The sequence below is a fragment of the Streptomyces sp. JLYT201 genome (genome assembly GCF_059448825.1).
In genome coordinates this window covers 2477818-2501521 of the sequence record NZ_CM182551.1, presented here as the reverse complement: position 1 = coordinate 2501521, position 23704 = coordinate 2477818, and the positions used below count along the sequence as shown (strand labels likewise).

Genomic DNA, 23704 nt, shown 5'->3' with positions numbered 1-23704 from the left:
GAAGCCCCGGTGAAGTCGCGCCCGGGGACCCGGGGTCTTTGTTAACCAAAGTTTTCAACAAAGTGTTGACGTCGACTTTCGGACGGCGTTAGCTATGCGCAGCCCGTCCAGCACAAAGGCCCCGGAGGCCCCCGTGACTTCGAGCACCAAGACGCCGGGCCTGGCCCGGTTCAACGCCCTCGACGAGGCCGCGGCGCGCACCGCACTCCACGAGGCCTGCGCCTCGACCGTCTGGGGCGAGACGATCCTGGCCCGGCGCCCCTTCGCCACCGCCGACGCCCTGTACGCCGCGAGCGACGCCGCCACGGCCGCGCTGACCGCGGCCGACCTGGCCGAGGCGATGGCGGGACACCCGCCGATCGGCCGTCCGAAGCCGGGCGACCCGACCTCGTCCCGCGAGCAGCGGGGCATGGCCGGGGCGTCCGCGGAGCTCAAGGCCGAGATGCTCGAACTCAACCTGGCCTACCAGGACAGGTTCGGCCATGTCTTCCTCATCTGCGCCACCGGCAGGACCGGGGAGCAGATGCGGGACGCGGTCAGGGACCGGATCGGCAACACGCCCGAGCGCGAACGCGAGATCGTCCGCGCCGAGTTGGGCAAGATCAACCGGATCCGCCTCGCCCGACTCGTCGACGCCGTTGAAGAGGACTGACGCAGCATGAGCACAAGCACCACGGCCTCGGTGTCCACGCACATCCTGGACACCTCGGTCGGCCGGCCCGCCGCCGCGGTCGCCGTCCGGCTCTCCGCCCGCGGCGGGGCAGCCGCGGACTGGCGGGAGCTCGGCGGTTCGGTGACCGACGCGGACGGGCGCTGCAAGGACCTCCCGGCCCTGCCGGAGGGCACCACCCATGTGCGCCTCGACTTCGCCGTCGAGCCGTACTTCCTGAGCAAGCAAGCCAAGCAAGCCGAGGCGCAGCAGGACGCCCCCGCGAATCGGGACAGCGGTGCGTTCTTTCCAGAAGTAGGGATCACGTTCGCCGTCAAGCCCGGCGAGCACTACCACGTACCGCTGCTGCTCAACCCGTTCGGCTACTCCGTATATCGAGGGAGCTAGCAGATGGTCGACTCTTCCCGCCCCGCCCGCCCTGTGGTCCTGGGACAGAATCAGTACGGCAAGGCCGAGAACCGGGTCGTCAAGATCACGCGGGACGGCGACACGCACCACATCAAGGACCTGAACGTCTCCGTCGCCCTCTCCGGCGACCTGGACGACGTCCACTACAACGGCTCGAACGCCAACTGCCTGCCGACGGACACCACGAAGAACACCTGCTTCGCCTTCGCCAAGGAACACGGCATCGAGTCCGCCGAGAGCTACGGCATCCACCTCGCCCGGCACTTCGTGGACAGCCAGCCCTCCATCCACCGGGCGCGCATCCGCATCGAGGAGTACTCCTGGGAGCGCATCGCCGCTTCCGACGGCAACTCCCAGTTCATCGGCGCCGACGAGGTCAAGCACTCCTTCGTGCGCAAGGGCCAGGAGACCCGTCTCGCCCAGATCACCTACTCCGCCGAAGGCGACGGGGAGCCGCAGTTCGAGGTGCTCGGCGGTCTGAAGGACCTGACCGTCATGAACACCACCAACTCGGAGTTCTGGGGCTACATCAAGGACAAGTACACGACGCTCAAGGAGGACTACGACCGCATCCTCGCCACGTCCCTGTCGACGTGGTGGCGGTACACCTGGACGGGCGACGACCAGCGCCCGCCGAGCTGGAACAAGTCCTACGAGCAGGCGAAGAAGCACATCCTCCAGGCCTTCGTGGAGACGTACTCCCTCTCGCTCCAGCAGACGCTCTACCAAATGGGCTCGCGGGTCATCAACAACCGCAGCGAGATCGACGAGATCCGCTTCTCCGCGCCCAACAAGCACCACTTCCGCCAGGACCTCTCCTTCTGCGGCCTCGACAACGACGCCAAGGACGGCGCGGTCTACTACGCCGCGGACCGCCCCTACGGCCTCATCGAGGCCACGATCCTGCGCGACGGCGCCGAGGCCAAGATCCCGGTCGACATGACCAACCTCTGACGCGGGACGCGCGCCCCGCCCGCCGCAGGGGCGGGGCGCGCCACACCGGAGGGAACGACAGCTATGGCACAGCCTGCCGAAGGGCCGACCGACGGCCCGTGTTCCACCCCGCCGGACGCATGCCACCCGGTGGATGAGAAGCTCCACGTCTCGCGGCTCGTCCCCGCCGCGCTCCAGCACATCGCCGCCATGTACGCGGGTGTCGTCACCCCTCCGCTCATCATCGGGCAGGCCGTCGGCCTCGACGCCGCCGCGCAGACCCGGCTCATCGCGGCCGGCCTGCTCATCGCCGGACTCGCCACGCTCCTGCAGACGCTCGGCGTCAAGAACGTCGTCGGCAACCGGCTGCCGTTCGTCAACGCCGCCTCCTCCGCGGGCATCGCACCGATGCTCGCCATCGCCGAGAACAGCGCCACCGGCCACCAACTCCCCGCGATCTACGGGGCGGTGATGGTCGCCGGGCTCTTCTGCCTCGCCGTCGGACCGTTCTTCGGGCGGCTCCTTCGGTTCTTCCCGCCGCTGGTCACCGGCGTCGTCATCACGCTCATCGGCGTCACGCTCATGCCGGTGCCCGTCGGCTGGGCGCAGGGCGGCGACAAGGAGGCCGCCGACTTCGGCGACATGCGCTACCTCGCGCTCGCCGCGTTCACGCTCGTGGTGATCCTGCTCTTCCAGCGGTTCGCACGCGGCTTCTTCAAGCAAGTGGCCCTGCTCATGGGCTTGTTGATCGGCACGCTCGCGGCCGTTCCGTTCGGGCTCGCGGACTTCTCCGCGCTGCGGTCCGCGCCGGTCGCGGCGCTGCCCGCGCCCTTCGCGTCCGGGGCGCCCGAGTTCCAGCCGGCCGCGATCCTCTCGCTGTGCATCGTGATGCTCGTCCTCATGACCGAGTCCAGCGCGGGCATGCTCGCGCTCGGCGAGATCTGCGAGCGCAGGACCGACGGCGCCACCATCACCCGGGGCCTGCGCACCGACGGCCTCGCCACCCTCGTCGGGCCCGTCTTCGGGGGCTTCCCGACCTCGGCCTTCGCACAGAACGTCGGCGTGGTCTCGCTGACCCGGGTGCGCAGCCGCTACGTCGTCGCCGTCGCGGGCGGCGCCCTGATCGTGCTCGGCGCCTTCCCCGTGCTCGGCGCGGTCGTCAGCCTCGTGCCGATGCCGGTGCTCGGCGGCGCGGGCATCGTGCTCTTCGGCTCCATCGCGGTCAGCGGCATCCGCACGCTGTCCGAGGCGGGCCTCGACGACAGCTCCAACATCGTCCTGGTCGCGGTGGCGCTCGGCGCGGGCATCATCCCGCTCGCCGCGCCCGCCTTCTACGCCGACTTCCCGGCCTGGGCGCAGACCGTGCTCGGCTCGGGGATCAGCGCGGGCGCGCTGGTCGCCGTCGCGCTGAACCTGTTCTTCCACCATCTCGGCACCCGTGACAGCGCGCGCAGCGAGGTCGCGGCACTCAAATCTCCCTAGGGTCCTGCCGTGCCCTCCCCCAAGCTCGTGAGGAGCAGGGGAACCCCCGCCACCGCCACCCACCCGAGAAGGACGCACCATGGCACCTTCGGCAGCCCCGCAGCGCACCGTCATCGAGAACGTCGCGATCGCGACCGTCGACGCCGAGGACACCGAGTACGCCTCCGGTCACCTCGTCGTCGCCGGCCACCGCATCGAGTCCCTCGGCGCCGGTCAGGCCCCCGAGGGCCTGGAGAACGTCGTACGCCGCGTCGACGGCACCGGACACCTCGCCACGCCCGGCCTGATCAACACGCACCACCACTTCTACCAGTGGATCACCCGCGGCCTCGCCACCGACCACAACCTCTTCGACTGGCTGGTCGCGCTGTACCCGACGTGGGCGCGCATCGACGAGGACATGGTCCGCGCCGCCGCCCGCGGCTCCCTCGCGATGATGGCCCGCGGCGGCGTCACCACCGCCATGGACCACCACTACGTGTACCCGAAGGGCTCCGGCGACCTGTCCGGGGCCATCATCGGGGCGGCCCGCGACATGGGCGTGCGCTTCACCCTCGCCCGCGGCTCCATGGACCGCAGCGAGAAGGACGGCGGCCTGCCGCCGGACTTCGCCGTGGAGAGCCTGGAGGGCGCGCTCGCGGCCACCGAGGAGACCGTGCGGGCGCACCACGACGCGTCCTTCGACGCCATGACGCAGGTCGCCGTCGCACCCTGCTCTCCGTTCTCCGTGTCCACCGAACTCATGGCGCAGGGAGCGGAGTTGGCGCGGCGCCTGGGGGTGCGGCTGCACACGCACGGCAGTGAGACGGTGGAGGAGGAGAAGTTCTGCCACGAGCTGTTCGGCAAGGGGCCCACCGACTACTTCGAGTCCACGGGCTGGCTGGGCGAGGACGTGTGGATGGCGCACTGCGTCCACATGAACGACTCCGACATCGCCGCCTTCGCCAGGACCGGCACGGGCGTGGCCCACTGCCCGTCCTCCAACGCCCGGCTCGCGGCGGGCATCGCCCGCGTCCCCGACCTGCTCGCCGCCGGGGTGCCCGTCGGGCTCGGCGTGGACGGCACCGCCTCCAACGAGTCCGGCGAACTCCACACCGAGCTGCGCAACGCGCTGCTCATCAACCGGCTCGGCGCCCACAAGGAAGCCGCCCTGAACGCCCGTCAGGCCCTGCGCCTGGGTACCTACGGAGGCGCGCAGGTCCTCGGCCGCGCCCGCGAGATCGGCTCCCTGGAGGCGGGCAAGCTCGCCGACCTGGTCCTGTGGAAGATCGACGGCATCGGGCACTCCACGATCGCCGACCCGGTCACCGCACTCGTCTTCGGCGCCGCCGCGCCGGTGACCCTCTCCCTCGTGAACGGCGAGCCGGTGGTCGAGCACGGCCGTCTGCTGACGGCCGACGAGGACGCCGTCGCCCGCACCGCGCGGGACGAGGCCCAGCGACTCGCGCGCATCGCCGTGGAGCGCTGACCGCGTCGGCGAACGCAGATGTCCGGCTGAGGGGGACGGCCCTCAGCCGGCGCCCGTGGACCCGAGCGGGGTCCGCGGACACCGTGGCCGGGGGCGCGCACGCCGTGCGCGCCCCCGGACCCTCACCTCCCACCTGCTCCACGCACCACCTCCCTGACACCCGCGTCACGCGGTGACGCGTAACCGACCGGAGGGTCCGCCGTGGCCAAGCCAAGCTCCCGCAAGGACGCAGCGACTGCCGCTGCGCAGCACCCTGTCGACGAGCGCCTCCCGGCGCTCAAGATGGCCACCACCGGCCTGCAGCACGTCGCCGCGATGTACGCGGGCGTCGTGGCGCCGCCGCTGATCGTCGGCGCGGCGGTGGGCCTGTCCGCCACCGAACTGACCTTCCTCACCGGCGCCTGTCTGTTCACCGCGGGCCTGGCCACGTTCCTGCAGACCCTCGGCGTCTGGAACATCGGCGCCCGCCTGCCGTTCGTCAACGGCGTCACCTTCGCGGGCGTCGCGCCGATGCTCGCGGTGGTGGACTCCACCCAGGACAAGGACGACGCGCTGCCCGTCATCTTCGGCGCGGTGATCGTCGCCGGGCTCCTGGGCTTCGTCGCCGCCCCGTTCTTCTCCAAGGCGGTCCGCTTCTTCCCGCCCGTCGTCACGGGCACGGTCATCACCCTCATCGGCATCTCCCTGATGCCGGTGGCCTTCGGCTGGGCCCAGGGCCCGAACCCGGGGGCCGACGACTACGGTTCGCGCACGTTCCTGGCCCTCGCGGGCATCACGCTGCTGATCGTGCTGCTGCTGCGCCGGTTCACGCGCGGCTTCGTCAAGCAGGTCGCCGTCCTGCTCGGCCTGGTCCTCGGCACGCTGGTGGCCATCCCGTTCGGCGTGACGGACTTCGACCCGGTCACGCAGGCGGACGTGGTCGGCTTCCCGACGCCGTTCCACTTCGGCGCCCCGCAGTTCACGGCCGCCGCGATCGTCTCCCTGTGCGTCGTCATGGTCGTCTCCATGACGGAGTCCACGGCCGACATGCTCGCGCTCGGCGAGATCGTCGGCCGCCCCGCCGACGAGAAGACCATCGCGGCGGGCCTGCGCGCCGACACCCTCGGCTCGGCGGTCAGCCCGCTGTTCAACGGCTTCATGTGCAGCGCCTTCGCGCAGAACATCGGCCTCGTGGCGATGACGAAGATCCGCAGCCGCTACGTCGTGGCGACCGGCGGCGGCTTCCTCGTCCTGATGGGCCTGTGCCCGATGGCGGCCTCGCTGATCGCGGTCGTGCCCCGGCCCGTCCTCGGCGGCGCGGGCGTCGTGCTCTTCGGCTCGGTCGCCGCCAGCGGCATCCAGACCCTCGTCAAGGCGGGCCTGGACAAGGACAACAACGTCCTGATCGTCGCGGTGTCCCTCGCCGTCGGCCTGATCCCGATCTCGGCGCCGGAGTTCTACCACGCGTTCCCGGAGACCGCGAGGATCATCCTGGACTCCGGCATCTCCACCGGCTGCGTCGCCGCGGTGGTCCTCAACCTCCTCTTCAACCACATCGGCAGGGGCAGCGAGGACGACGAGGTCACCGCCCCGATGGAGCCCGGCGACGAGATCTCGGAGTCCCGGGTCCCCAAGCAGGCCACCGCGCACTGACCGCACGGCGCGGGGGCGGCGCCCACGGCCCGCCCCCGCGCCCTCGGCGCCTCAGCGCCCCAGCTCGGCGAGCGCGGCCACCAGCGGCGCGGGATCGAGCGGCCCGATGTGCGAGGCCGCCGCGAAGTTCCGTACGCGGAAGGGGTTGCCGGGCGTCCGCTCGTCCGCGGCGGCGATCATGAGGTCCTGGAGGGCCGGGGTGATGAGGCGGTCCTTGCCGAAGCGCAGATACGTGCGCGGCACCCGGCCCCAGGTCCCGGCCCCGCCGACGGCGCGGTCGGTGGCCACCCGGTCCGACTCGTCGGGCTGGAGCCCGGCGAGCACGTTCCGGAAGGCGGCGTCGGGGTAGTCCGCGCAGACCATCTCCTTGAACAGCGCGAGGTCCTTGGGGTTGCCGGTGCGCAGGTTGAGCCGGATCACCCCCAGGACCGCCGGGTCGCCGATGACCTGCTCCTCGGGCACGATCGCGTCGGCAGCCTCGGGGGTGCCCATGCAGGCGGTGATGGTGGGGAAGGCGGGGGCCGGGCAGTACGCCGCCATGTAGACGAGGTGCTCCAGGAGTTCGGGCACGGCGTCGGCGACCCGGCTGACGGAGACGCCGCCCATGCTGTGCCCGACGAGCACCACCTTGCCGTCGCGAGCGCCGCGGGCGGCCCGGCGCACCACATCGGTGACCCGCCGCTCGAAGTCGTCGAGTCCGATCCGGCCGAGCGGCGTCGGCTCGGTCGCGAACGCCGCCAGGTCCTGTGTCTGGTAGGAGGCGGGAAGATACGCCTCCGCTCCGTGGTAGGGCTGGTCCACCGCGACGACGCGGTGCCCGCGCAGGGTCAGCTCCCGGGCGATGGGGGCCCAGAAGGCGCCCGCGCTGTTGGTGCCGTGCACCAGGACGTAGGTCCGCGCCGTGGTGGGCGCGCCCGCCGCGGGCCCCGCCGCCGTGAGCCCCAGCGCCGCGGCGCCCACGGTCGCGCCGACACCGCCGCGCAGGATGTTCCTCCGGTCAGTCATGGTCGCGAACGTAGACAGTCCGACCGTGTGCCGACAAGAGCCTTTGGGGCAGATGTGGCGCGGGGTGCGCGCGGCCCCCACGGGCCGTGCGCACCCCGCGCCCCCGTGGGGCGCTGCTCAGCGGTCGATGCGGTACGACTCGCCGTAGACCTTCCACGCCAGCGGCGGGTCCAGGTTCAGGTTCTTCTTGTTGAGGAAGACGCGCTGGGCGGTGTCCACGCGGCTGGTGTCCTCGTGGGCCTCCTCCTGCTTCATGGCCCAGACGCGGGCGTCGAGGAAGGCGTTCAGGTACTTGATCTCGTCGCCGCCCTGCGCCGGGGGCTTGGCGGTGCGCAGGGCGCGCTTGCGGATGCCGCTGAAGCTGGTGCTGTCGCCGCCGTCGCCGTGCATGACGATCGCGTCGTAGTACGCGAACTGGCCGAGGGCGCCGATCCCGTCGGCCTTGCCCTGCTTGACGGCCGGGTTGAAGTAGACGCGGTCGCGCTCGTCGTTCTGCGCCTGCTGGAAGGCCGGGTCCTTGGCGGCCTTCTCCCAGTCCTTGGTGTAGTTGGGGTCCAGGCCCGCGTGCGAGTCGGAGCCGTTCACGCGGCGCAGCGCGGGCAGGTACTTCTCCAGGACGTTGCCGGGCTTGCGCTTGGCGTAGAGCTCGACGAGGTCGAGCATGTCGCCGGTGCCGGAACAGAAGCCGATGATCCCCGCGGTGTAGCCGCGCTTGTCACCGATGTCCTCGATGTACTTGTACTGCGCCTTCCAGTCGAGCGAGGAGTTCTCCGCGCTGGAGACCAGCTTCATGGCGATCTCCTTCTTCGCCGGGTCGTCCAGGCCGACGGCTGCGGAGCTCACCGGGGCGGTGGCGCGGGGCGCGGGCGCGGCGCCCGCGGTCTGGGTGGCTATCAGGGGGCTCGCTATCAGAGCGGCGCCCATCAGGCCGATGACGGTGCGCCGCGTGCTGGTGCGGTGGGGGGTGTGGTGGGAGTGCAACGGAACCTCCAGAGGGGGGAGTTCGTGGTGCCGTGCGCGGGCCGTGCTTTGTTAGGAAGGTTTCCTACCAGAAATCGAGGATGACGTATACCCGTCAAGCGCGGTCCGGTGTGCGGCCCGGTGCGCGCCCGGTGTGCCGCCCGGCCCGGTCCGGTTCGCGGCACAGGAGTCACAGCGGTCCCCCGACGCGGCACGAAGGCGTGTCCCAGAGGGCCCACGAGCGTGCTCGTACATGGCCGGTCATCGCCCTAGTCGCTGCTCACGCTGGTCCGTACGATCCCAACACCCTCAGCCTCCGCTCATCGCACGCCGACCGGTCGCCGACCCGTGAGCGGACCGCGTGAGCGGACCCGTGCGATGGCTGAGTCAGTTCCTCCCAGCACACGCTCCATCCCCCACCTCGCGGCGGCACGCCCTGCGTGCGTGCCGCCACGGGCCGAAGCACTCGATGGGAGAACCACGAACATGTCCGCTGCACTGCTCGCGGGTGGCGCCCTCGCCACCCTGCTCGCCGCGGGTCTGCCCGCTCACGACCCGACCGAGTTCAGCGACCCGCCGCCCGACAAGATCGTGATCGAGATCGCGACCGTGAACGGCTCGGGCTGCCCCAGAGGGACGGCAGCCGTCGCCGTCTCCGAGGACAACACGGCGTTCACCGTCACCTACAGCGACTACCTCGCCCAGGCGGGCGGCAACTCCGCCCCCACGGCGTTCCGCAAGAACTGCCAGCTCAGCCTGATCGTGCACGTCCCGCAGGGCTTCACCTACGCGATCGCGAGCGCCGACTACCGGGGCTTCGCGTCGTTGCAGCAGGGCGCCAGGGGCATCGAGAAGGCGTCGTACTACTTCCAGGGCTCCCCGGACACCGGCGCCAAGTCCCACGTCTTCAACGGCCAGATAGCCGACAACTGGCAGGCCACCGACGAGACCGAGGTCACCCAGCTGGTCTGGGCGCCCTGTGGCAAGAAGCGCAACTTCAACATCAACACCGAGCTGCGGGTGGACGTCGGCACCTCGGACCGCACCAAGACCAGCTTCATGACGATGGACTCCACCGACGGGGCCATCAGCACCATCTACCGCGTGAAGTGGAAGGAGTGCCCGCGCTGACCTGGCTCGGCTGAGGTGCTGACCAGCTAGTTCCTGGTGAGGGGGCCGTGCCTCCGGCGGGGCTGACCGCCGTTTCCGGAGGCACGGCGACGACACCGGGCCCCGCGTCAGCGGGACCCGGCGAGCGCGTCGCGCACCTTCTTCGCGATCGCGTACGTGTCTCCGGCGGGGGCCACGGCGAGGCGTCCCGGCTCGCGGATCCACCGGTCCTCCAGGGCGAACCAGTCGAACGCGTCGTCGGGCCCGGGCGCGCGGCCCTCGTCGAGCGCGGCCCGCAGCGCGTCGAAGTACGTCGTCCAGCGCAGCCGGTACAGACCACCGACGAGGCCCGCCCACTCGCGGTTGGCGTAGTCCTTCAAGCCCGCCTCGGCCCCGGCGCGGGTGCCCCACACGGTGACCAACGACAGCTGGTCATAGGCCAGTTGGTCCCGCTCCCGGGCGTCGGCGCCCCACGCGCGGGCGTCCGCCACCCACCGCCCGAGCAGCTGCCCGGCGTCGGTGGCGGCGAGCCGGTCGAGCAGGCCGAGCAGGCGCAGCCAGGTGCGGGTGAGCCGCTCGAAGCGGGCGGTGTCCCGCGCGTCGTAGGCCGCCTTGATCCGGGGCAGCAGCACCCGGCTCCGGTTGGACAGCGCCTGCCGCGCCACGTCGAGCAGGTCGCGTCGATATGCCGCCGAGCCTCGCAACTCCCTTCTGACCAGCAGGAGTTCATCGAGCGCGGGCTCGAAGTCCGTAGCCGCGTAGCGGAGCTCCTTCGGTGACCAGGAGGCGGCGGAGCGCACGGTCAGGCCGGGCCGGGCACCGAAGAGGCCGTCGGCGCCCTCGGCCCACCCGTCGGCACGGGTGGTGCCGTAGCAGGTGCGCCGCAGCACGTCCCAGGCGCGCGCGGCATGCGCGTCGGCGCCGCCGTACCGGCTGGTGGCCCACTGCGCGAACCACTCCTTGAGGTCCAACGCGCCCTGCCGCCAGGCGAGTTCGGAGAACAGCTCGAAGGCGGCCGGGTTGTTGTCGGCGGCCTCCGGCAGCAGCGCGATGCCGCGCAGGGCACTGCCGTCCCTGGTGCGCCACCGCTCGTACAGCTCCGCCCAGTCGGGCGTGTTCGCGCCGAGCGCGCTGTGCCCGCCGAAGTTCCAGATCGAGCCGAAGGCGTACGGCGTACCGCCCCAGTCGGCCTCGCGGTCGGTGACGTGCGGGAAGCGGTCGGACAGGCCGTCGACGACGAGCATGCGGCCCTTGTCGACGGCGTCCGTGAGGGCCTTCGGCGGGTTGCGCTGCCAGCCGAGGATCACCCACAGGGCGTCCGGGCGCGCGGTCCGCAGCGCCCGCTCGACGGCCCGCGCGGCCTCGCCCACCGGCACGTCACAGGGTTTCCCGCCCTCGTGGAGCAGGTCCATCTTGTACATCGTGGACGGTCCGAGGAGCTCGCCCTGGACGCGGTAGAAGGCGGCGGCGACCCGCGCGAAGGGGTCGGTGCGCGGATCCAGCCAGTCGGGCCGCGCGAAGCCCACCCAGTCGCCCTGCGGCACGGTCCGCGCGCCCGGGTTCCGCGCGGCGAAGCCGGGCGGGACGGTGCCGAAGTAGCCGGGGAACACGGGCGTCATGCCGAGCGCCCGGAGCCGGTCCGCGATGCGCCGCCCGAGCCGGGCGCGGTGCTCCAGGAGCCGCCGTGACACCGGGTGCGGGAAGGACGCCATGTTCTGCAGCAGCCACCACGGCTGGTGCGCCGGGCCCGGCACCCAGGCCCGCAGCTCCTCGTCCCCGTACCCGAACTCCTGGAACACCCGGTGGTGGACGGCGTCCGCGCCCGTGTGCACGAGGACCTCGTTGTAGCCGTGCAGCGCGAGCACGTCGATCTCGCGCTCCCAGTAGGCCCAGTCGTGGTAGGCGTTCGTGTAGCCGTCGTTGGTGTCGTTGAGGGCGAAGCGGTGCGGGGTGTTGGCGCGGCCGGTGAGCGGCGCGCCGGGTGCCGGGAGCACCTTGGGCAGGGCGAGTTGGTGCCCCGCCCAGGTGATGTTGGTGTGGCAGACGTGCTTCAGGTAGTGGTACAGGCCCTTGAGCTGGACGGCCGGGGTCGGTCCCGTGACGGTGACGCGGCCGCGCGACCCGAAGACGCGGTAGGTGTCCGGGTCCCCGGACACCTCGAACGCGAGCTGTTCCGCGTGCCGGGGCAGCAGCCGCCGCGCGGCGGCCGCGGCGCCCCCGGGGTCCCCGCTCGGGCCCACGGCCGCCCGGGACGCGCCGTCGGCGGCGTGCCTCCCGGAGCAGGCCGCGGCGGTCCCGGCCGTGCCGGCGAGGGCGGTCAGCAGAGTGCGGCGGGGCAGGGGGGACATCGGGGCTCCCGGGGTCGGGCGGGCGGGGCGGACACCGAGGTGACTCCTGCCCCGGACGCCCCCGGTTCCTAACCACCCGTCAGAGAGCGCGCGGCGCACACCACGCCGGTGAGCAAGGAGATTCATCGGATCGGAAAGACCGGAGGAAGCTGATTGGTGGAAGACGAGGGGAAGTTGGGCCCATTGACATCCGATGTATCCGCTCCTACGTTCCCGAGCGTCCCGTAGTCGAACAGGAGCCGCTCATGCGACGAAGAGTCACCACGCTCGCCCTGCTCCTCACCGCCGCCGCCCTGCCGCTGTCCGCGCTCACGCCCGCGCAGGGCGCCCCGCGGCACCAGCGGGCCGCAGGGCCCGGTACGGACCACGCCGCCGACGACCCCTTCACGGCCGACCGAACCAACTGGTTCCGCCAGGACCGGTTCGGCATGTTCATCCACTTCGGCGCGTACTCCCAACTGGAGGGCGAGTACGCGCGCCCCGACGGCACGGTCTGCCGCAACGCCGAGTGGATCAAGCGCCAGTGCAAGATCCCGACGGCCGAGTACGAGCAGCGGGCGCGGTCGTTCGATCCGGCCGACTTCGACGCCGGGGCCGTCGTGAAGGCGGCGAAGGACGCCGGGATGAAGTACATCGTGATCACGTCCAAGCACCACGAGGGCTACGCGATGTGGCCGACGAAGGTCAACTCCTGGAACCTGCGCGACCATTCGTCGTTCGACAAGAAGCGCGACATCCTCGCCGAGCTGAAGAGCGCCGCCGACGCGGCGGGCATCAAGCTCGGCTTCTACTACTCCATCTGGGACTGGCACGACCCGGACTTCCCCGACCCCGCGACCTTCCCGAGGTACGAGAAGCGCATGTACGCGCAGCTCAAGGAGCTGATCGACCGCTACGACCCGGCGCTGCTCTGGTTCGACGGCGAGTGGGACACCGACGAGCCGCACAACCCGTGGACCGCCCGCGACGGCGAGCGCCTGGAGGCGTATCTGCGCGGCCTGAACCCCGACCTGGTCATCAACAACCGCGTCGGCAAGCGCCGCGTGGTCGACGGCGACTACGGCACGCCCGAGCAGGAGATCCCCGACGCCCCGGTGGACGGCCAGCTCTGGGAGTCCTGCATGACCCTGAACGACCACTGGGGCTTCGCCCGCTACGACCAGAACTGGAAGTCCGGGCAGACGCTGGTGCGCAACCTCCTCGCCACCACCTCACGCAGCGGCAACTACCTCCTGAACGTCGGCCCCGACGCGCGCGGCCGCATCCCGCGGCAGTCCGTGGACCGGCTCAGGGAGATGGGCACCTGGCTGCGCACGGCGGGCCAGGGCGAGGCGGTCTTCGGCGCCCGCTACGGCGGTCTGGTCGAGGAGCCGGACTGGGGCACGGTCAGCCGCAAGGGCGACACCCTGTACGCGGCGGTCACGCGCTGGCCGGGCGCGGGCCGGTCCCTGCACCTGCGGGCGCGTACGGACTTCACCGTCACGTCGGCCCGGGTCCTGGGCAGTTCCCAGCAGGTCACCGTCGCCAAGTCCGGCGACGGCTACGACCTCACGCCGTCCGGCGCGGCCACCAACCCCACCGCCACCGTCATCGAGCTGGGGGTCGACCCCGGCCGCGCGTCCCGCCCCGGCGACGGCAAGGGCCTCAAGCAGGAGGTCTTCGACAACGTGGAGCTGTCCGGCACGCCGAAGGTCACCCGGACCGACCCCACGGTCAACCACGCCTGGAAGTACACGGGTTCACCGCACCCGTCCGTCCCGGCGGACCGGTTCGGGGTGCGCTGGACGGGGTCGGTCGAGCCGCGCCGCTCGGAGACGTACACGCTCACCACGGTCTCCGACGACGTCGTGCGCGTCTGGATCGACGGCAAGCTGGTCATCGACTCCTGGAGCCCGCACGAGCCCAAGGTCGACAAGGCCCGGGTGCGCCTGGAGGCGGGCAGACGGCACGCCCTCCGCGTCGACTACGCGGAGCAGACCGGCGAGGCCCATCTGAAGCTCCTGTGGTCCAGCCCGAACCAGCCGCAGGAGGTCATCCCTTCGACGCAGCTGCGGACCCGCTGACCACGGCGTACTCGGTGAACGTGCCGCAGGCGGCGAAGCCGAGGGCGCGGTAGACGGGCTCGCCCTCGGGGGAGGCCTGGAGCACCGCCGTGCGCGCCCCGGCGGCGCGCGCGGCGTGCAGCGCGGCCCGCGTCACGGCCCCGCCGTAGCCGCGGCGGCGGTCGGTGGCGAGGGTCGAGATGTTGTAGATCCCGGCGACGCCCGCGTGCAGGAACGCCTCGGCGCTGCACACCGGCCGTCCGGCGACGTACCCGACGAGGTAGCGCGAGGGCGACGCGGCGGCGAGCGCCCCCTCGGCGACGGCCGCGTAGAAGGCGCGGACCGTCGCCGCCGGGGGCTCCCAGTTGGCGGCCACGACCGTGGCGTACGCGTCGAGTTCGGCGGGCGTGGTCACGGGGCGGATCTCCAGGCCGTCCGCGTGCGCGGGCGGCGGGGCGGCGTCCAGGCCGAGGCGCATGCCGGTCTCGGTCCCGGACGCGGGCAGACCGGCGGCGGCGAGCCGCGCCCCGAGGTCACCCGGTGTCGAGGTGTCACCCACCCACCACGAGAAGGCGCGCCCGGTGCGGGTCAGCTCCTGCACGGTGGCGGCGATCCGGTCGTCCGCGGTCTCGTCGGTGAACCGTGCCGCCGCGACGATGTTGAAGGTGTCGTCGTCGATGCCGCTGTCCGCGACGACCAGGTCACCGCTGTCGGTGACGGTGGCGCCGGGCAGATGCCGGTGCAGATGCCCGGCGTGCGCGGCGAGGTTCCGCTCGACGGCGTCGAGCGCGTCCTGGCCGGTCACGGTCCCGCTCACAGCCCCTCCAGGACGGTGTCGATGGTGCTCTCCAGGGCCTTCCTGCCGTCCCGTACGCGGGCCAGGACGCGCAGGCCGTAGTACGTGCTCTGCACCAGGCGCGCCACCTCGCGCGGGTCGCGGCCGGGGGAGATCTCGCCGGCGGCCTGCCCGGCCCTGGTCACCGCGCACACCTCGTCCTCGACGCGGTCGAAGCCGCGCCGCACCGCCCGGCGCACGTCACCGTCGAGCCCGGCCCGTTCGATGGCCGCGTTGATGGCGAAGCAGCCCCGGCCGTCGTCCGCGTCCAGGTCGCTCTCCAGGGAGTGCAGCATCATCGCCCGCAGCCGCTCCTTGGCGGAGCCGGGGCCCTGGAGCCGCTCGACCTGCGCGGCGGTGACCGTGTCGTAGTAGCGGTCGAGCGCGCGCAGATACAGCTCGCGCTTGCCGCCGAAGGTGTTGTAGAGGCTCGACGGGCCGAGGCCCGTCGACTCGGACAGGTCGCGCGTCGACGTGCCCTCGTACCCGCGGCGCCAGAAGGTCTCCATGGCCGCGCTGATGACGCGGTCCTCGTCGAACTGTCGTGGCCTGGCCATGGGCGGACCCTACCCGTTTTGGAATACCTTTTCAAAACTGGCCGACGCCGAAGCGGGAGGCGTCTGCGCGGCCCGCCGCTCCAGGAGTCCCGCCCCCACCGCGACCGCGCAGCCGAGCGCCGCGAGCCCGGCCCCGACCCACGCGACGGCCGCGTATCCGTAGCCCGCGTCGATGGCGAGCCCGCCGAGCAGCGGCGCGAGCGTGTTGCCGACGTTGAACGCGGCCGTGTTGGTCGCGCCGACCAGCGTGGGCGCGCCCGGCGCGAGCGTGAACACCCGTGACTGGAGTGCGGGGTTGGTGACGTACCCCGCCGCTCCGAGCAGGAAGACGAGCGCCACCACGACGGCCACCGCCGAGCCCGCCGTCAGCGCGAGCACCGCCGAGATCGCCGCGAGCGCGCCGAGCCCCCACGCCAGCGTGGCGACCGCGTGCGTCCGGGCCGTCCGGCCGCCGATGACCAGGCCGAGCATGCCGCCCGCCCCGAACAGCGCGAGCACCGCGGGCACCCACCCCTCGCCCAGGCCCGTCTCGTCGGTGAGCAGCGCGGCCAGATAGCTGAAGGTCACGATCACCGCGCCGAAGGCGAAGGCCGTGACGGCGTACGAGAGCCACAGCTGCGGGCGCGCCATCCCGCGCAGCTCCGCCCGCACGGACGGCGCCTCGCCCCGCTCGCCGCCCGGCACCGCCGCCACCGTGCACACCAGGCTGACCGCCGTCGCCGCCGCGACCGCCCAGAACGCGGCCCGCCACCCCGCCGACTGGCTCAGTACGGTGCCCGCGGGTACGCCGACGATGGTCGCCAGGGTCAGGCCGCCCGCGACCAGGGCCACCGCCTTGCTCTTCGCCTCGCCCGGCACGAGCGCCACCGCCGTCGCCACGGCCACGCCCCAGAAGCCCGCGTACGCGAGCGCGCTGACGATCCGCGTCGCGAAGAGGAGCCCGTACCCGGGCGCCACCGCGCCCACCACGTGGCCCGCCACGAACACCGCTTGCAGGCTCACCAGGGCCGTCCGGCGCGGCCACCGCAGCGTCGCCACGGCGAGCAGCGGCGCCCCGACGACCATGCCGATCGCGAACGCCGAGATCAGCAGCCCCGCGTCGGGAACGGACACCCCCAAGTCCTCCGCCATGCCCGGCAACAGCCCGGACAGCATGAACTCCGATGTCCCTTGCGTGAAGATGCCGAGCGCCAACACGTAGACCGCGAGCGGCATGGGTGTCCCTCCTTGATGTACGTACGTCGTTTTGGAGCAGGCGCTTCAAAATCAAGGTGGACGGTAGCATGTTCTGAAGCATCCGCTTCAAAACTTGGGCGGGGTGTACGCCCCGTTAGGGGCGCGGGGAACTGCGCGAGCAACCACGATGTACCCGCAGGTGGGCTACTCGGCGGACTCCCAGACGGTAACGTCCAGTTCATCGCCCAAGGCGAGCTTGCCCGTGCGCAGCACGGAGAACTTGGCCCCCAGGGCCACCCCACCCCCCGGCTGCCGCCGATACGCGGCCAACGTACGCAACGGCTCCGGCCCGGCCCGCTCACCCGACGCCTGGTCGACCAGGGTGACCGCGCAGCGCAGCGCGAGCTTGGCGAAGCCCAGCTCGGTGTTGCCGATGCCGACGTTCCTGACGGAGTCCTCCGTGTGCGGCGCGTCCCACCCGTCCACGACGACGTTGGGGCGCAGCCTGCTCAGGGTGACCGGGGCGCGCCCCGCCGCCTCGATGCGGGCGTTGAGGTCGTCGTACGAGGCCCGGGACAGCAGGTGCAGCGCGCCGCTGTCGGCGAAGCCGGACGTGCCGGGGTTCAGCCCGTCGGTGACCCGCTGGTGCTCCGGCGGCACCCGCACCAGACGGCAGTCCGTGCCGAGCACGTCCGACAGCCAACGGGCCGCCTCCGCGCCCTGGTCGATGGCCCGGAACGGGGCCCCGAACAGATCCACGTCGCGGCGCGGCGACATGATGTCGACCTCGATCTCCAGCGGCTCCGCGCCCGGGGCCCGCAGCGTCAGGCGCCCGCCGTCCCAGCTCACCTCGGGGCGGATGACCGCGAGCCGGGCGTCCTTGCGCTGCGTGCGGTACACGCCGGAGTCGTCGGTCACCATGAACGCGCGGTCGTGCGCGAGGCCCGCCGAGGTCAGGTCGCTCTCCGTGAGCGCCACTCCGGCACACCCCTTGACCGGATACGTGATGAGGTCCGTGACTACCGCTGTCATGCCGGTCCGATCGCCGCGACGTCGTCCATGAGCTGCCCTTCGGTCGGTCCACAGGTGGATCCACGGGGCGATCTTCCCCGTCCGCCTCAGCATCGTTCGCCGACCCGTACGGCATCAATGCCTTTTGCCCAACGGAAAGGATCACGGTGGGGGAGCACGGGCCTCTGTAACGGTCGGCGTCCGTCCGATCGCCCCGCGTACGGCGGCTCCGCCACAATGGCGGCGCCCTCACCCTTCCCCACCGGAGGCGCGCCATGAGGCTTCGCTCCGCCGTGTCCCAGCTCCTGTGTGCCGTACTCCTCGGCGCACTCGCCCTGGTGGCGGCCCCCGCCGCGAGCGCCACCGCCGCCCCGGCGCAGACGCCGCTGCGCGGCGGCACCATGCTCTTCAGCCCGTCCGGCCGGTGCATGGTCGCCTTCAACGCCACCAACGGCACCCGCTACTACGGGATCATGGCGGGCCACTGCGGCGCCGTGGGCACGCGGTGGTACGCCGACCCGCGCCTCACCGTCCCGGTCGGCGTCACCGACACGGCCGTCTTCCCCGGCCAGGACTACGCGCTGGTGCGCTTCACCAACCCCGACTACACCTACCCGAGCGAGATCGCCGCCGGTGTGCAGGTCATCCGCGTCAACCGCGCCGCGAACCCCGTCGTGGGCCAGTCCGCGTGCCGCGTCGGACCCACGACAGGGACGCACTGCGGCACCGTCCAGGGCGTGAACGTCACCATCACCTACCCCCAGGGCACGGTGAGCGGCCTCTTCCGCACCACCATCTGCGCCGAACCCGGCGACTCCGGAGGCTCCGCCTTCGGCGGCGACGCCGGGCTCGGCCTCCTGGTGGGCGGCAGCGGCAACTGCACCTCCGGCGGGACGACTTACTACCAGCCCTTGGTGCCCGTGCTCAGCGCGCACGGGCTGCGCGTGGGCTACTGAGCGCCGCCCGCGTACGAGACGAAGTCGGCCCACGCCCCCGGGGCAACGGTCAGCTGGGGCCCGGCCCGGTGCTTGGAGTCGCGGATGTGGATGGTGGTGGGGCAGGTGGCTACCTCTATGCAGTCGCCGCTTCCTCCACTGCAATAGCTGGACTTGTGCCAGGAGAGGGCTACTTCTACGCAGTCACCCGAACTGCCGCTGCTGTAGCTGCTCTTGAACCACTCCAGTTCAGGTTCAGTGCTCATAGCGCTCCTCGCAGTCGCTCCAACAGGCCCACGGAGTCCTCGGGGGTGAGGGCCTGTGTGCGCAGTTTGGCATACCGCATCTGAAGAGTGCTGATCACTTTCGGGTCGGAGATGAACTGCCCGCTCTCCTGCCCTTCGCAGTACCCGAACCACCTGTTCTCAGGGGTTTCCAGGAGCTGAATGGGCCCGTCGAGCCCGCAGTGCACGTCCCGCGCCAGCGGCATGATCTGCACCTCGACGTTGCGTGGCGTCGCTGCTTCCAGCACGTGAGTGATGAGTTCGCGCGTCACGCCCACCCCGCCTGTGTGTCGCATGAACGCGTGTTCCTCGATGATGAAGCTGAAGCCGGTGTTGGGTCGCTCGCGTAGCAGGTTCTGGCGCTCCAGGCGCGCCGCTACCTGGTCCTCTAGTTCCTGGTCCGACAGTGCTGGTACTCGGGTGCCGAACAGCCTGCGGACGTACGCCTCCGTCTGCAGCAGCCCCGGAATCAATCGGCATTCGTACGTGCAGAGGTTGAGGGCCTCCTGCTCAAGCTGAGCCCACCGGCGGAACCATGCGGCCAATCCCCGCTGTCGAGAAAGCTGGTTCACCATCAGCCGCAGCGTCCCGAAGGCGTCCAGGGTCGCCTCCGCCTGGTCCACGAAGCGCGGCGGCGGAAAGCGCCTGCCCTGCTCGATGGAGGCGATGAAGTGGGTCGAGTAGCCGATCTCGGGGGCCAGGGTCTCTTGCGTGTACCCGGCCCGTTTGCGGAAGCTCTTCAGTGCGGCGCCGAACGCCTTGAGCCCATCGCTCGGTTCGGGCTCCTGTGAGCCCGGCGTGCTTGACGACATCACGGGTATCCCCTGACGCTCGCTTACCGTCCCCGCCAACGCGCCCATGCTTACGGGGAGTTACCCCCGCTGTCTACGTTTCGCACTCGTACACTTACGGAGCGTACGAGTTTTGTGCCTCCCGAACTGCGCGTTCACACGGTCACCGTGGACCGCATGCCACCCCAGGTACAAACCCCCACACCAGCACATGTGTTCACGCGGCGTATCAACGCCAGTCCGCGAGGAGCGCGCCAGGCGAGAACGCTCGCCCGCGACCAGCTGAACGGCTGGGGAATCCCTTACGACAGCGAACTCTCCGACGCGGCGGCCCAGATCGTCGCCGAGCTGGCGGCCAACGCGGCCACGCACGGGCGGGTCCCCGGGCGCAGCTTCGAACTGAGGCTGTTGCTGCTCGCGGGGACGCTGCGGATCGAGACGTCGGACACCCGGGCGGAGTGCGCGCCGCCGCCGGAGGTGCGGCTGCCGCCGGAGGAGGCGGAGTCGGGCCGCGGCCTGGTCCTCGTGGCGGCGCTCGCCGATGCGTGGGGCGTGGAGAGCCGCGAGATCGGCAAGACCGTGTGGGCGCGCCTCTCGCTCGGCTGAACAGAAGGGGGCCCGGTCACGCGCAGGGGGCGTGACCGGGGCCTGCTGGGTCAGGGACGGCTAGTCGGCGGGGCCGATGAAGTGGAACGACCAGGCCTCATTGGGCGTGTCGTCCTCCTGGGCCAGCTTGACGTGACTGCCGATGTACTCGGCGCGCACGACGAGCCCCTTGTCCGAGGTGATCTGGAGACCGGACGGGGTGGGCTGGATCCGCCAGGGGGTCGGGGATCCCTGGCTGACGAAGACCTCTTCGCCGGTGTAGGTCAGATACTGGTCGGACGGGCCGACGTAGGGGCGTATGTGGTACTGCCCCGGCAGGTCCTCGCTGGCGCGCTCGATGATCCATTCCTGGGCGATCGGGGGGATCAGCTCGGGCGCCGCGATGACGGGCCGGCCGTGCTGGACGGCGTGCGGGGTGGGAGTGAGGACGATCCGGAAGCCGATGTGGGCTCCGATGACGTAGCGGCCGTTGGGAAGATTGACATCGGGCATGGTCTTAGTCCTCCGCTTCTCCGGGCCGGACAGGTGACGGACGTCACCGGCCTGTACACCGGATCACTCTCACGGCACACCCGGCACGACAGGCAGACGAAATGCGGCCATGCGGGGCGATGGCCCTAAATGCCCGTCAGATGGGCGGATACCGCCAACTTCTCCCGTGCAAGAGGAGGGCGAGGGGGCGTGCGGGGCCACGCACCGGCGCACTCGCCCAGCGCCCCGCCGACCACGATCGCCCCGACAACGACCGGAACGGCCGCCGCGAGCGACCTCTTCAAGCCCACGGATCGAATCCGCCTCGGGGGCGCCCTCCAGCCCGTCCGGCGTTTGAGGACGAGGCGCGGAGCGCCGACAAAGCGGCGGTACGGGGGCGGCGGCCTCCGGATCGGGAAGGGGCGGGCCTGGGGCGCACCGCGAGGCCTACCGCCCCCGCACCCGCACCCCCGCCTGGAAGCGAGACGTAGCCCCCACCTCGGCCAGCAGCTCCGCGACCCGCCGCCGGTACGTCCGCAAGGACATCCCGAGCCGCCGGGCCCCGGCCTCGTCGGTCAGCCCGTCGCTCAGGGCGGCCAGCACGCGGCGGGCCTCCTCGTCCAGCGAGGGCACCGGCGTCCGCACCGCGTCGGCCAGCGGCTCGGCCGCCTCCCACGTCGCGTACAGCAGCGACCGCACCCCGTCGACGACTTCGGGGACCCGTACCACCGTGTACGTACGCGGCCCCCGGGCCTCCGAACCGGCGAGGACGGCGATCCGCCGGTCGATGACGATGGCCTCGCGGGCGAGGGGCGCCGACGAGATGCGGACGTCCGCGCCGGACGCGGCGATCGCCGCGAGCCGCCGCTCCGAGTACGGGTCGCCGAGCGCCTGCCGCGTGTACACCTTGCGCATGACGAGGCCGTCGCGCGGCGCGGGCTTCGGCAGGGGCGGCCGCTTGCCGTCGGCGAAGACCGCGTTGACGCCGCCCGACCAGGTGACGAGGTCGGCGGCCCCGCACAGGAACTCCTCGCGCGCGGCGGCGAACAGGTCCCCGGCGCGCAACACCAGCTCCCGCTCCCCGCGCAGGGTGACGACGTCCTCGTAGCCCTCGCTCATCCCGCCCACCTCTCTCCGCGGCCCCTCTCAGGTCGCTCTCCGGCTGGCAACAACCTGCCACCCTCCCGGCCCCGGCCCGCACCGGCTCCAGAATTGTCCCCATGCCGCACGAGAACACCACCCCGTACGAGAACACCGCCCCGCACGAGACCAAGTCACCCGCCGCCCCCGCTGCCGCGGCCGGGCGCTGGCACGTGGGAGGCGACCTGCCGGTGAACCGCATGGGCTTCGGCGCGATGCGGCTGCCCGGCCGCACCTGGGAGGGCCCCGCGGGGGACCCCGAGGCGGCCGTCGCCGTGCTGCGCCGGGCCGTCGAGCTCGGCGTCGACCACATCGACACCGCCGCGTTCTACTTCTACGAGGACCTGTCCGCCAACGCCTTCATCCGGCAGGCCCTGCATCCCTACCCGGACGACCTGGTGATCGCCACGAAGGTCGGACCCGACCGCTCCCCGGGCCACGACTGGCTGGACGCCGCGGGTCCCGAGAAGCTCAAGGCCGACGTGCACCGGAACCTGCGCCAGCTCGGCGTCGACCGCCTCGACCTCGTCTACTTGCGCTTCCTCGCCGCGGACGGCCCCGGCGACGGCCGCTTCGAAGCCCTCGCCGCACTGCGCGAGGAAGGCCTCATCCGGCACCTCGGCGTCAGCAACGCCACCGCCGCGCAGCTCGCCGAGGCCCAGCGGATCGCGCCGGTCGCCGCGGTGCAGAACCGCTACAGCCCGGTGTCCCGCGACGCCGAGGCCGACGCCCTGGTCGAGCTGTGCGCCCGCCAGGGCATCGCCTTCGTGCCGTTCTTCCCCCTCGGCGGCGCGGGCGCGCCGCACGTCGCCGCGCTGCGCCGGGTCGCCGAACGGCACGGCGCGAGCCCCGCGCAGATCGGCCTTGCCTGGTCGCTCTCCGTGTCCCCGGCGGTCCTCGCCATCCCCGGCACGTCGTCGCTCGCGCACCTGGAGGAAAACGTGGCGGCGGCCGCGCTCAGCCTGGACGCGGAGGACCTGGCGGTGCTGGGCGCCGCCTGAGGCCCACCGCCCGCCGCCTGAGGCCTGCCGCCCGCCGCCTGAGGCCTGCCGCCCGCCGCCTACAGGCCGAGGACCCGGGCGTCCGTCGCGAGCGCCCGGAAGTACTCCTTCGGGTCGTCGACCATCCGCCGCTCCTTCAGGTCGAGCAGCCCGCCCACGCCGGTCAGCTCCGCGGCGACCGTGCCGTCCGGCTTGGTGAAGATCTGCTCGATCCTGAAGGTCTTCCGCTCGCCCCACAGGAACCGGCAGGACACGGAGACCTCCTCCCCGGCCCGCAGCTCGCTGCGGTACCGCAGCGTGTTCTCCAGCGCGACGGGCCCGACGCCCTTCCCGATCAGGTCCGCCTGCCGGATCCCCGCCGCCATCAGGATTGACCACCGCGCGTGCTCCGCGTACTGGAGATACACGGCCTGGTTCAGATGCCCCTGCGTGTCCGTCTCGTACCCCCGAACGACAATCCCGACGGAGTACGCCTCCGCCTCCGCCCCCACTCCGGCTTCCGACTGCTGCTGCGCCACGGTGCTCCCTCTTCAGTGCGGTACACGTCGTGCAGGGCGTTCAACTCCCCCCGGCTGCCCGGCATTCCTGGCCGGGCTTCCCGAGCCCGCCCAACCCAGGAGTAGGCCTTTGCGTCGGCGAAGTCAGCTGCCGACTGACACGGACTTTCCAGCCAACCGCGGCTCGCCGCCGCCACGTTGCGATCTGTCGAGGTTCACGAATGCTTCACGACATGTAGCCAGGTAAGACACGGAATTCACACAAGCTCGCGTACGGGCGGATCACTGGCCCTTTCGCGTCAACTGGCTGCGCATGCACCGTTACCCCTTGTTGTGTGCCAG

Annotated in this window: 23 protein-coding genes; 11 read left to right on the top strand and 12 right to left on the bottom strand. The window is 71.7% G+C overall.

Going from position 1 to position 23704, the window contains the following annotated elements; all coding sequences use genetic code 11:
• Positions 1 to 94: 94 nt before the first annotated feature.
• The 6 genes from uraD to AC5WAM_RS09885 all read left to right on the top strand — a co-directional run bounded on the left by uraD (position 95) and on the right by AC5WAM_RS09885 (position 6593).
• Positions 95 to 652, top strand: coding sequence for a 2-oxo-4-hydroxy-4-carboxy-5-ureidoimidazoline decarboxylase (gene uraD / locus AC5WAM_RS09910; protein WP_495522351.1), 558 nt, complete (start codon positions 95 to 97; stop codon positions 650 to 652).
• A 6-nt stretch (positions 653 to 658) separates the two neighbouring features.
• Positions 659 to 1057: a hydroxyisourate hydrolase gene (gene uraH / locus AC5WAM_RS09905; protein ID WP_495522350.1), complete on the top strand. Its 399-nt coding sequence runs from the start codon at positions 659 to 661 to the stop codon at positions 1055 to 1057.
• Between the two features lie 3 nt (positions 1058 to 1060).
• Complete coding sequence (pucL, locus tag AC5WAM_RS09900) at positions 1061 to 2032, top strand: factor-independent urate hydroxylase (RefSeq protein WP_366791972.1); 972 nt, start codon at positions 1061 to 1063, stop codon at positions 2030 to 2032.
• Between the two features lie 63 nt (positions 2033 to 2095).
• Complete coding sequence (locus AC5WAM_RS09895; RefSeq protein ID WP_495522349.1) at positions 2096 to 3493, top strand: nucleobase:cation symporter-2 family protein; 1398 nt, start codon at positions 2096 to 2098, stop codon at positions 3491 to 3493.
• A 79-nt stretch (positions 3494 to 3572) separates the two neighbouring features.
• On the top strand, positions 3573 to 4961 hold the full coding sequence (locus tag AC5WAM_RS09890) for an 8-oxoguanine deaminase (RefSeq protein WP_495522348.1): 1389 nt from the start codon (positions 3573 to 3575) through the stop codon (positions 4959 to 4961).
• 201 nt (positions 4962 to 5162) lie between these two features.
• Positions 5163 to 6593, top strand: a complete 1431-nt coding sequence (locus AC5WAM_RS09885; RefSeq protein ID WP_366791969.1) for a nucleobase:cation symporter-2 family protein — start codon at positions 5163 to 5165, stop codon at positions 6591 to 6593.
• Between the two features lie 51 nt (positions 6594 to 6644).
• On the opposite strand, the gene AC5WAM_RS09880 is transcribed toward AC5WAM_RS09885, so the two are convergent.
• Both AC5WAM_RS09880 and AC5WAM_RS09875 read right to left on the bottom strand, forming a co-directional pair.
• Entirely contained in the window at positions 6645 to 7598 is a 954-nt protein-coding gene (locus AC5WAM_RS09880; protein ID WP_495522347.1) for an alpha/beta hydrolase, read from the bottom strand.
• 117 nt (positions 7599 to 7715) lie between these two features.
• Positions 7716 to 8522: a chitosanase gene (locus tag AC5WAM_RS09875; protein WP_495523547.1), complete on the bottom strand. Its 807-nt coding sequence runs from the start codon at positions 8520 to 8522 to the stop codon at positions 7716 to 7718.
• A gap of 522 nt (positions 8523 to 9044) precedes the next feature.
• Here AC5WAM_RS09875 and AC5WAM_RS09870 point away from each other — a divergent pair.
• A complete protein-coding gene (locus AC5WAM_RS09870) occupies positions 9045 to 9689 on the top strand; it encodes a DUF4360 domain-containing protein (protein WP_138962489.1) in 645 nt (214 codons plus the stop codon).
• 107 nt (positions 9690 to 9796) lie between these two features.
• Here the strand turns inward: AC5WAM_RS09870 and AC5WAM_RS09865 are convergent, their stop codons facing one another.
• On the bottom strand, positions 9797 to 12016 hold the full coding sequence (locus AC5WAM_RS09865) for an alpha-N-acetylglucosaminidase (protein WP_495522346.1): 2220 nt from the start codon (positions 12014 to 12016) through the stop codon (positions 9797 to 9799).
• A gap of 245 nt (positions 12017 to 12261) precedes the next feature.
• On the opposite strand from AC5WAM_RS09865, the gene AC5WAM_RS09860 reads away from it, so the two are divergent.
• The gene (locus AC5WAM_RS09860; RefSeq protein WP_495522345.1) at positions 12262 to 14079 is read left to right on the top strand and encodes an alpha-L-fucosidase; all 1818 of its coding nucleotides are present in this window, start codon (positions 12262 to 12264) and stop codon (positions 14077 to 14079) included.
• On the opposite strand, the gene AC5WAM_RS09855 is transcribed toward AC5WAM_RS09860, so the two are convergent.
• The 4 genes from AC5WAM_RS09855 to AC5WAM_RS09840 all read right to left on the bottom strand — a co-directional run bounded on the left by AC5WAM_RS09855 (position 14048) and on the right by AC5WAM_RS09840 (position 17658).
• Positions 14048 to 14875, bottom strand: a complete 828-nt coding sequence (locus tag AC5WAM_RS09855; protein WP_495522344.1) for a GNAT family N-acetyltransferase — start codon at positions 14873 to 14875, stop codon at positions 14048 to 14050. The genes AC5WAM_RS09860 and AC5WAM_RS09855 overlap by 32 nt on opposite strands.
• Positions 14872 to 15450, bottom strand: a complete 579-nt coding sequence (locus tag AC5WAM_RS09850; protein WP_495522343.1) for a TetR/AcrR family transcriptional regulator — start codon at positions 15448 to 15450, stop codon at positions 14872 to 14874. The genes AC5WAM_RS09855 and AC5WAM_RS09850 overlap by 4 nt, the downstream gene beginning before the upstream one ends.
• Positions 15451 to 15459: 9 nt before the next feature.
• A complete protein-coding gene (locus AC5WAM_RS09845; RefSeq protein WP_495522342.1) occupies positions 15460 to 16665 on the bottom strand; it encodes a Cmx/CmrA family chloramphenicol efflux MFS transporter in 1206 nt (401 codons plus the stop codon).
• 165 nt (positions 16666 to 16830) lie between these two features.
• The gene (locus AC5WAM_RS09840) at positions 16831 to 17658 is read right to left on the bottom strand and encodes an MOSC domain-containing protein (RefSeq protein WP_495522341.1); all 828 of its coding nucleotides are present in this window, start codon (positions 17656 to 17658) and stop codon (positions 16831 to 16833) included.
• A gap of 254 nt (positions 17659 to 17912) precedes the next feature.
• Here AC5WAM_RS09840 and AC5WAM_RS09835 point away from each other — a divergent pair, with 254 nt between their 5' ends.
• Positions 17913 to 18593: a S1 family peptidase gene (locus tag AC5WAM_RS09835; RefSeq protein ID WP_366791960.1), complete on the top strand. Its 681-nt coding sequence runs from the start codon at positions 17913 to 17915 to the stop codon at positions 18591 to 18593.
• On the opposite strand, the gene AC5WAM_RS09830 is transcribed toward AC5WAM_RS09835, so the two are convergent.
• Together AC5WAM_RS09830 and AC5WAM_RS09825 are read right to left on the bottom strand one after the other, a co-directional pair.
• Positions 18587 to 18838, bottom strand: a complete 252-nt coding sequence (locus AC5WAM_RS09830; protein ID WP_495522340.1) for a DUF397 domain-containing protein — start codon at positions 18836 to 18838, stop codon at positions 18587 to 18589. The two genes, AC5WAM_RS09835 and AC5WAM_RS09830, sit on opposite strands and share 7 nt — an antisense overlap.
• Complete coding sequence (locus AC5WAM_RS09825; protein WP_495522339.1) at positions 18835 to 19668, bottom strand: helix-turn-helix domain-containing protein; 834 nt, start codon at positions 19666 to 19668, stop codon at positions 18835 to 18837. Before AC5WAM_RS09825 ends, AC5WAM_RS09830 begins: the two co-directional genes overlap by 4 nt.
• A 156-nt stretch (positions 19669 to 19824) precedes the next feature.
• Here AC5WAM_RS09825 and AC5WAM_RS09820 point away from each other — a divergent pair, with 156 nt between their 5' ends.
• The gene (locus tag AC5WAM_RS09820; protein WP_495522338.1) at positions 19825 to 20253 is read left to right on the top strand and encodes an ATP-binding protein; all 429 of its coding nucleotides are present in this window, start codon (positions 19825 to 19827) and stop codon (positions 20251 to 20253) included.
• Between the two features lie 60 nt (positions 20254 to 20313).
• On the opposite strand, the gene AC5WAM_RS09815 is transcribed toward AC5WAM_RS09820, so the two are convergent.
• Complete coding sequence (locus tag AC5WAM_RS09815) at positions 20314 to 20745, bottom strand: hypothetical protein (protein WP_138962500.1); 432 nt, start codon at positions 20743 to 20745, stop codon at positions 20314 to 20316.
• A 426-nt stretch (positions 20746 to 21171) separates the two neighbouring features.
• Positions 21172 to 21843 (bottom strand): DNA-binding response regulator, encoded by a 672-nt coding sequence (locus tag AC5WAM_RS09810; RefSeq protein WP_495522337.1) that lies wholly within the window; start codon positions 21841 to 21843, stop codon positions 21172 to 21174.
• Between the two features lie 101 nt (positions 21844 to 21944).
• Between AC5WAM_RS09810 and AC5WAM_RS09805 the strand changes: the two genes are divergently transcribed.
• Positions 21945 to 22865, top strand: coding sequence for an oxidoreductase (locus tag AC5WAM_RS09805; RefSeq protein WP_495522336.1), 921 nt, complete (start codon positions 21945 to 21947; stop codon positions 22863 to 22865).
• Between the two features lie 59 nt (positions 22866 to 22924).
• Here AC5WAM_RS09805 and AC5WAM_RS09800 read toward each other — a convergent pair whose 3' ends face one another.
• Positions 22925 to 23383, bottom strand: coding sequence for an acyl-CoA thioesterase (locus AC5WAM_RS09800; protein ID WP_495522335.1), 459 nt, complete (start codon positions 23381 to 23383; stop codon positions 22925 to 22927).
• Positions 23384 to 23704 lie beyond the last annotated feature (321 nt).

Excerpts from the sequence above, each read along its gene's own strand:
- AC5WAM_RS09805 (WP_495522336.1), top strand. The coding sequence starts at position 21,945 with ATGCCGCACGAGAACACCACCCCGTACGAGAACACCGCCCCGCACGAG.
- AC5WAM_RS09830 (WP_495522340.1), bottom strand. The coding sequence starts at position 18,838 with ATGAGCACTGAACCTGAACTGGAGTGGTTCAAGAGCAGCTACAGCAGC.
- AC5WAM_RS09815 (WP_138962500.1), bottom strand. The coding sequence starts at position 20,745 with ATGCCCGATGTCAATCTTCCCAACGGCCGCTACGTCATCGGAGCCCAC.
- uraD (WP_495522351.1), top strand. The coding sequence starts at position 95 with ATGCGCAGCCCGTCCAGCACAAAGGCCCCGGAGGCCCCCGTGACTTCG.
- AC5WAM_RS09820 (WP_495522338.1), top strand. The coding sequence starts at position 19,825 with ATGCCACCCCAGGTACAAACCCCCACACCAGCACATGTGTTCACGCGG.
- AC5WAM_RS09890 (WP_495522348.1), top strand. The coding sequence starts at position 3,573 with ATGGCACCTTCGGCAGCCCCGCAGCGCACCGTCATCGAGAACGTCGCG.
- uraH (WP_495522350.1), top strand. The coding sequence starts at position 659 with ATGAGCACAAGCACCACGGCCTCGGTGTCCACGCACATCCTGGACACC.
- AC5WAM_RS09860 (WP_495522345.1), top strand. The coding sequence starts at position 12,262 with ATGCGACGAAGAGTCACCACGCTCGCCCTGCTCCTCACCGCCGCCGCC.
- AC5WAM_RS09845 (WP_495522342.1), bottom strand. The coding sequence starts at position 16,665 with ATGCCGCTCGCGGTCTACGTGTTGGCGCTCGGCATCTTCACGCAAGGG.
- AC5WAM_RS09850 (WP_495522343.1), bottom strand. The coding sequence starts at position 15,450 with ATGGCCAGGCCACGACAGTTCGACGAGGACCGCGTCATCAGCGCGGCC.
- AC5WAM_RS09810 (WP_495522337.1), bottom strand. The coding sequence starts at position 21,843 with ATGAGCGAGGGCTACGAGGACGTCGTCACCCTGCGCGGGGAGCGGGAG.
- AC5WAM_RS09880 (WP_495522347.1), bottom strand. The coding sequence starts at position 7,598 with ATGACTGACCGGAGGAACATCCTGCGCGGCGGTGTCGGCGCGACCGTG.
- AC5WAM_RS09870 (WP_138962489.1), top strand. The coding sequence starts at position 9,045 with ATGTCCGCTGCACTGCTCGCGGGTGGCGCCCTCGCCACCCTGCTCGCC.
- pucL (WP_366791972.1), top strand. The coding sequence starts at position 1,061 with ATGGTCGACTCTTCCCGCCCCGCCCGCCCTGTGGTCCTGGGACAGAAT.
- AC5WAM_RS09840 (WP_495522341.1), bottom strand. The coding sequence starts at position 17,658 with ATGACAGCGGTAGTCACGGACCTCATCACGTATCCGGTCAAGGGGTGT.
- AC5WAM_RS09895 (WP_495522349.1), top strand. The coding sequence starts at position 2,096 with ATGGCACAGCCTGCCGAAGGGCCGACCGACGGCCCGTGTTCCACCCCG.
- AC5WAM_RS09865 (WP_495522346.1), bottom strand. The coding sequence starts at position 12,016 with ATGTCCCCCCTGCCCCGCCGCACTCTGCTGACCGCCCTCGCCGGCACG.
- AC5WAM_RS09875 (WP_495523547.1), bottom strand. The coding sequence starts at position 8,522 with ATGGGCGCCGCTCTGATAGCGAGCCCCCTGATAGCCACCCAGACCGCG.
- AC5WAM_RS09835 (WP_366791960.1), top strand. The coding sequence starts at position 17,913 with ATGAGGCTTCGCTCCGCCGTGTCCCAGCTCCTGTGTGCCGTACTCCTC.
- AC5WAM_RS09825 (WP_495522339.1), bottom strand. The coding sequence starts at position 19,668 with ATGTCGTCAAGCACGCCGGGCTCACAGGAGCCCGAACCGAGCGATGGG.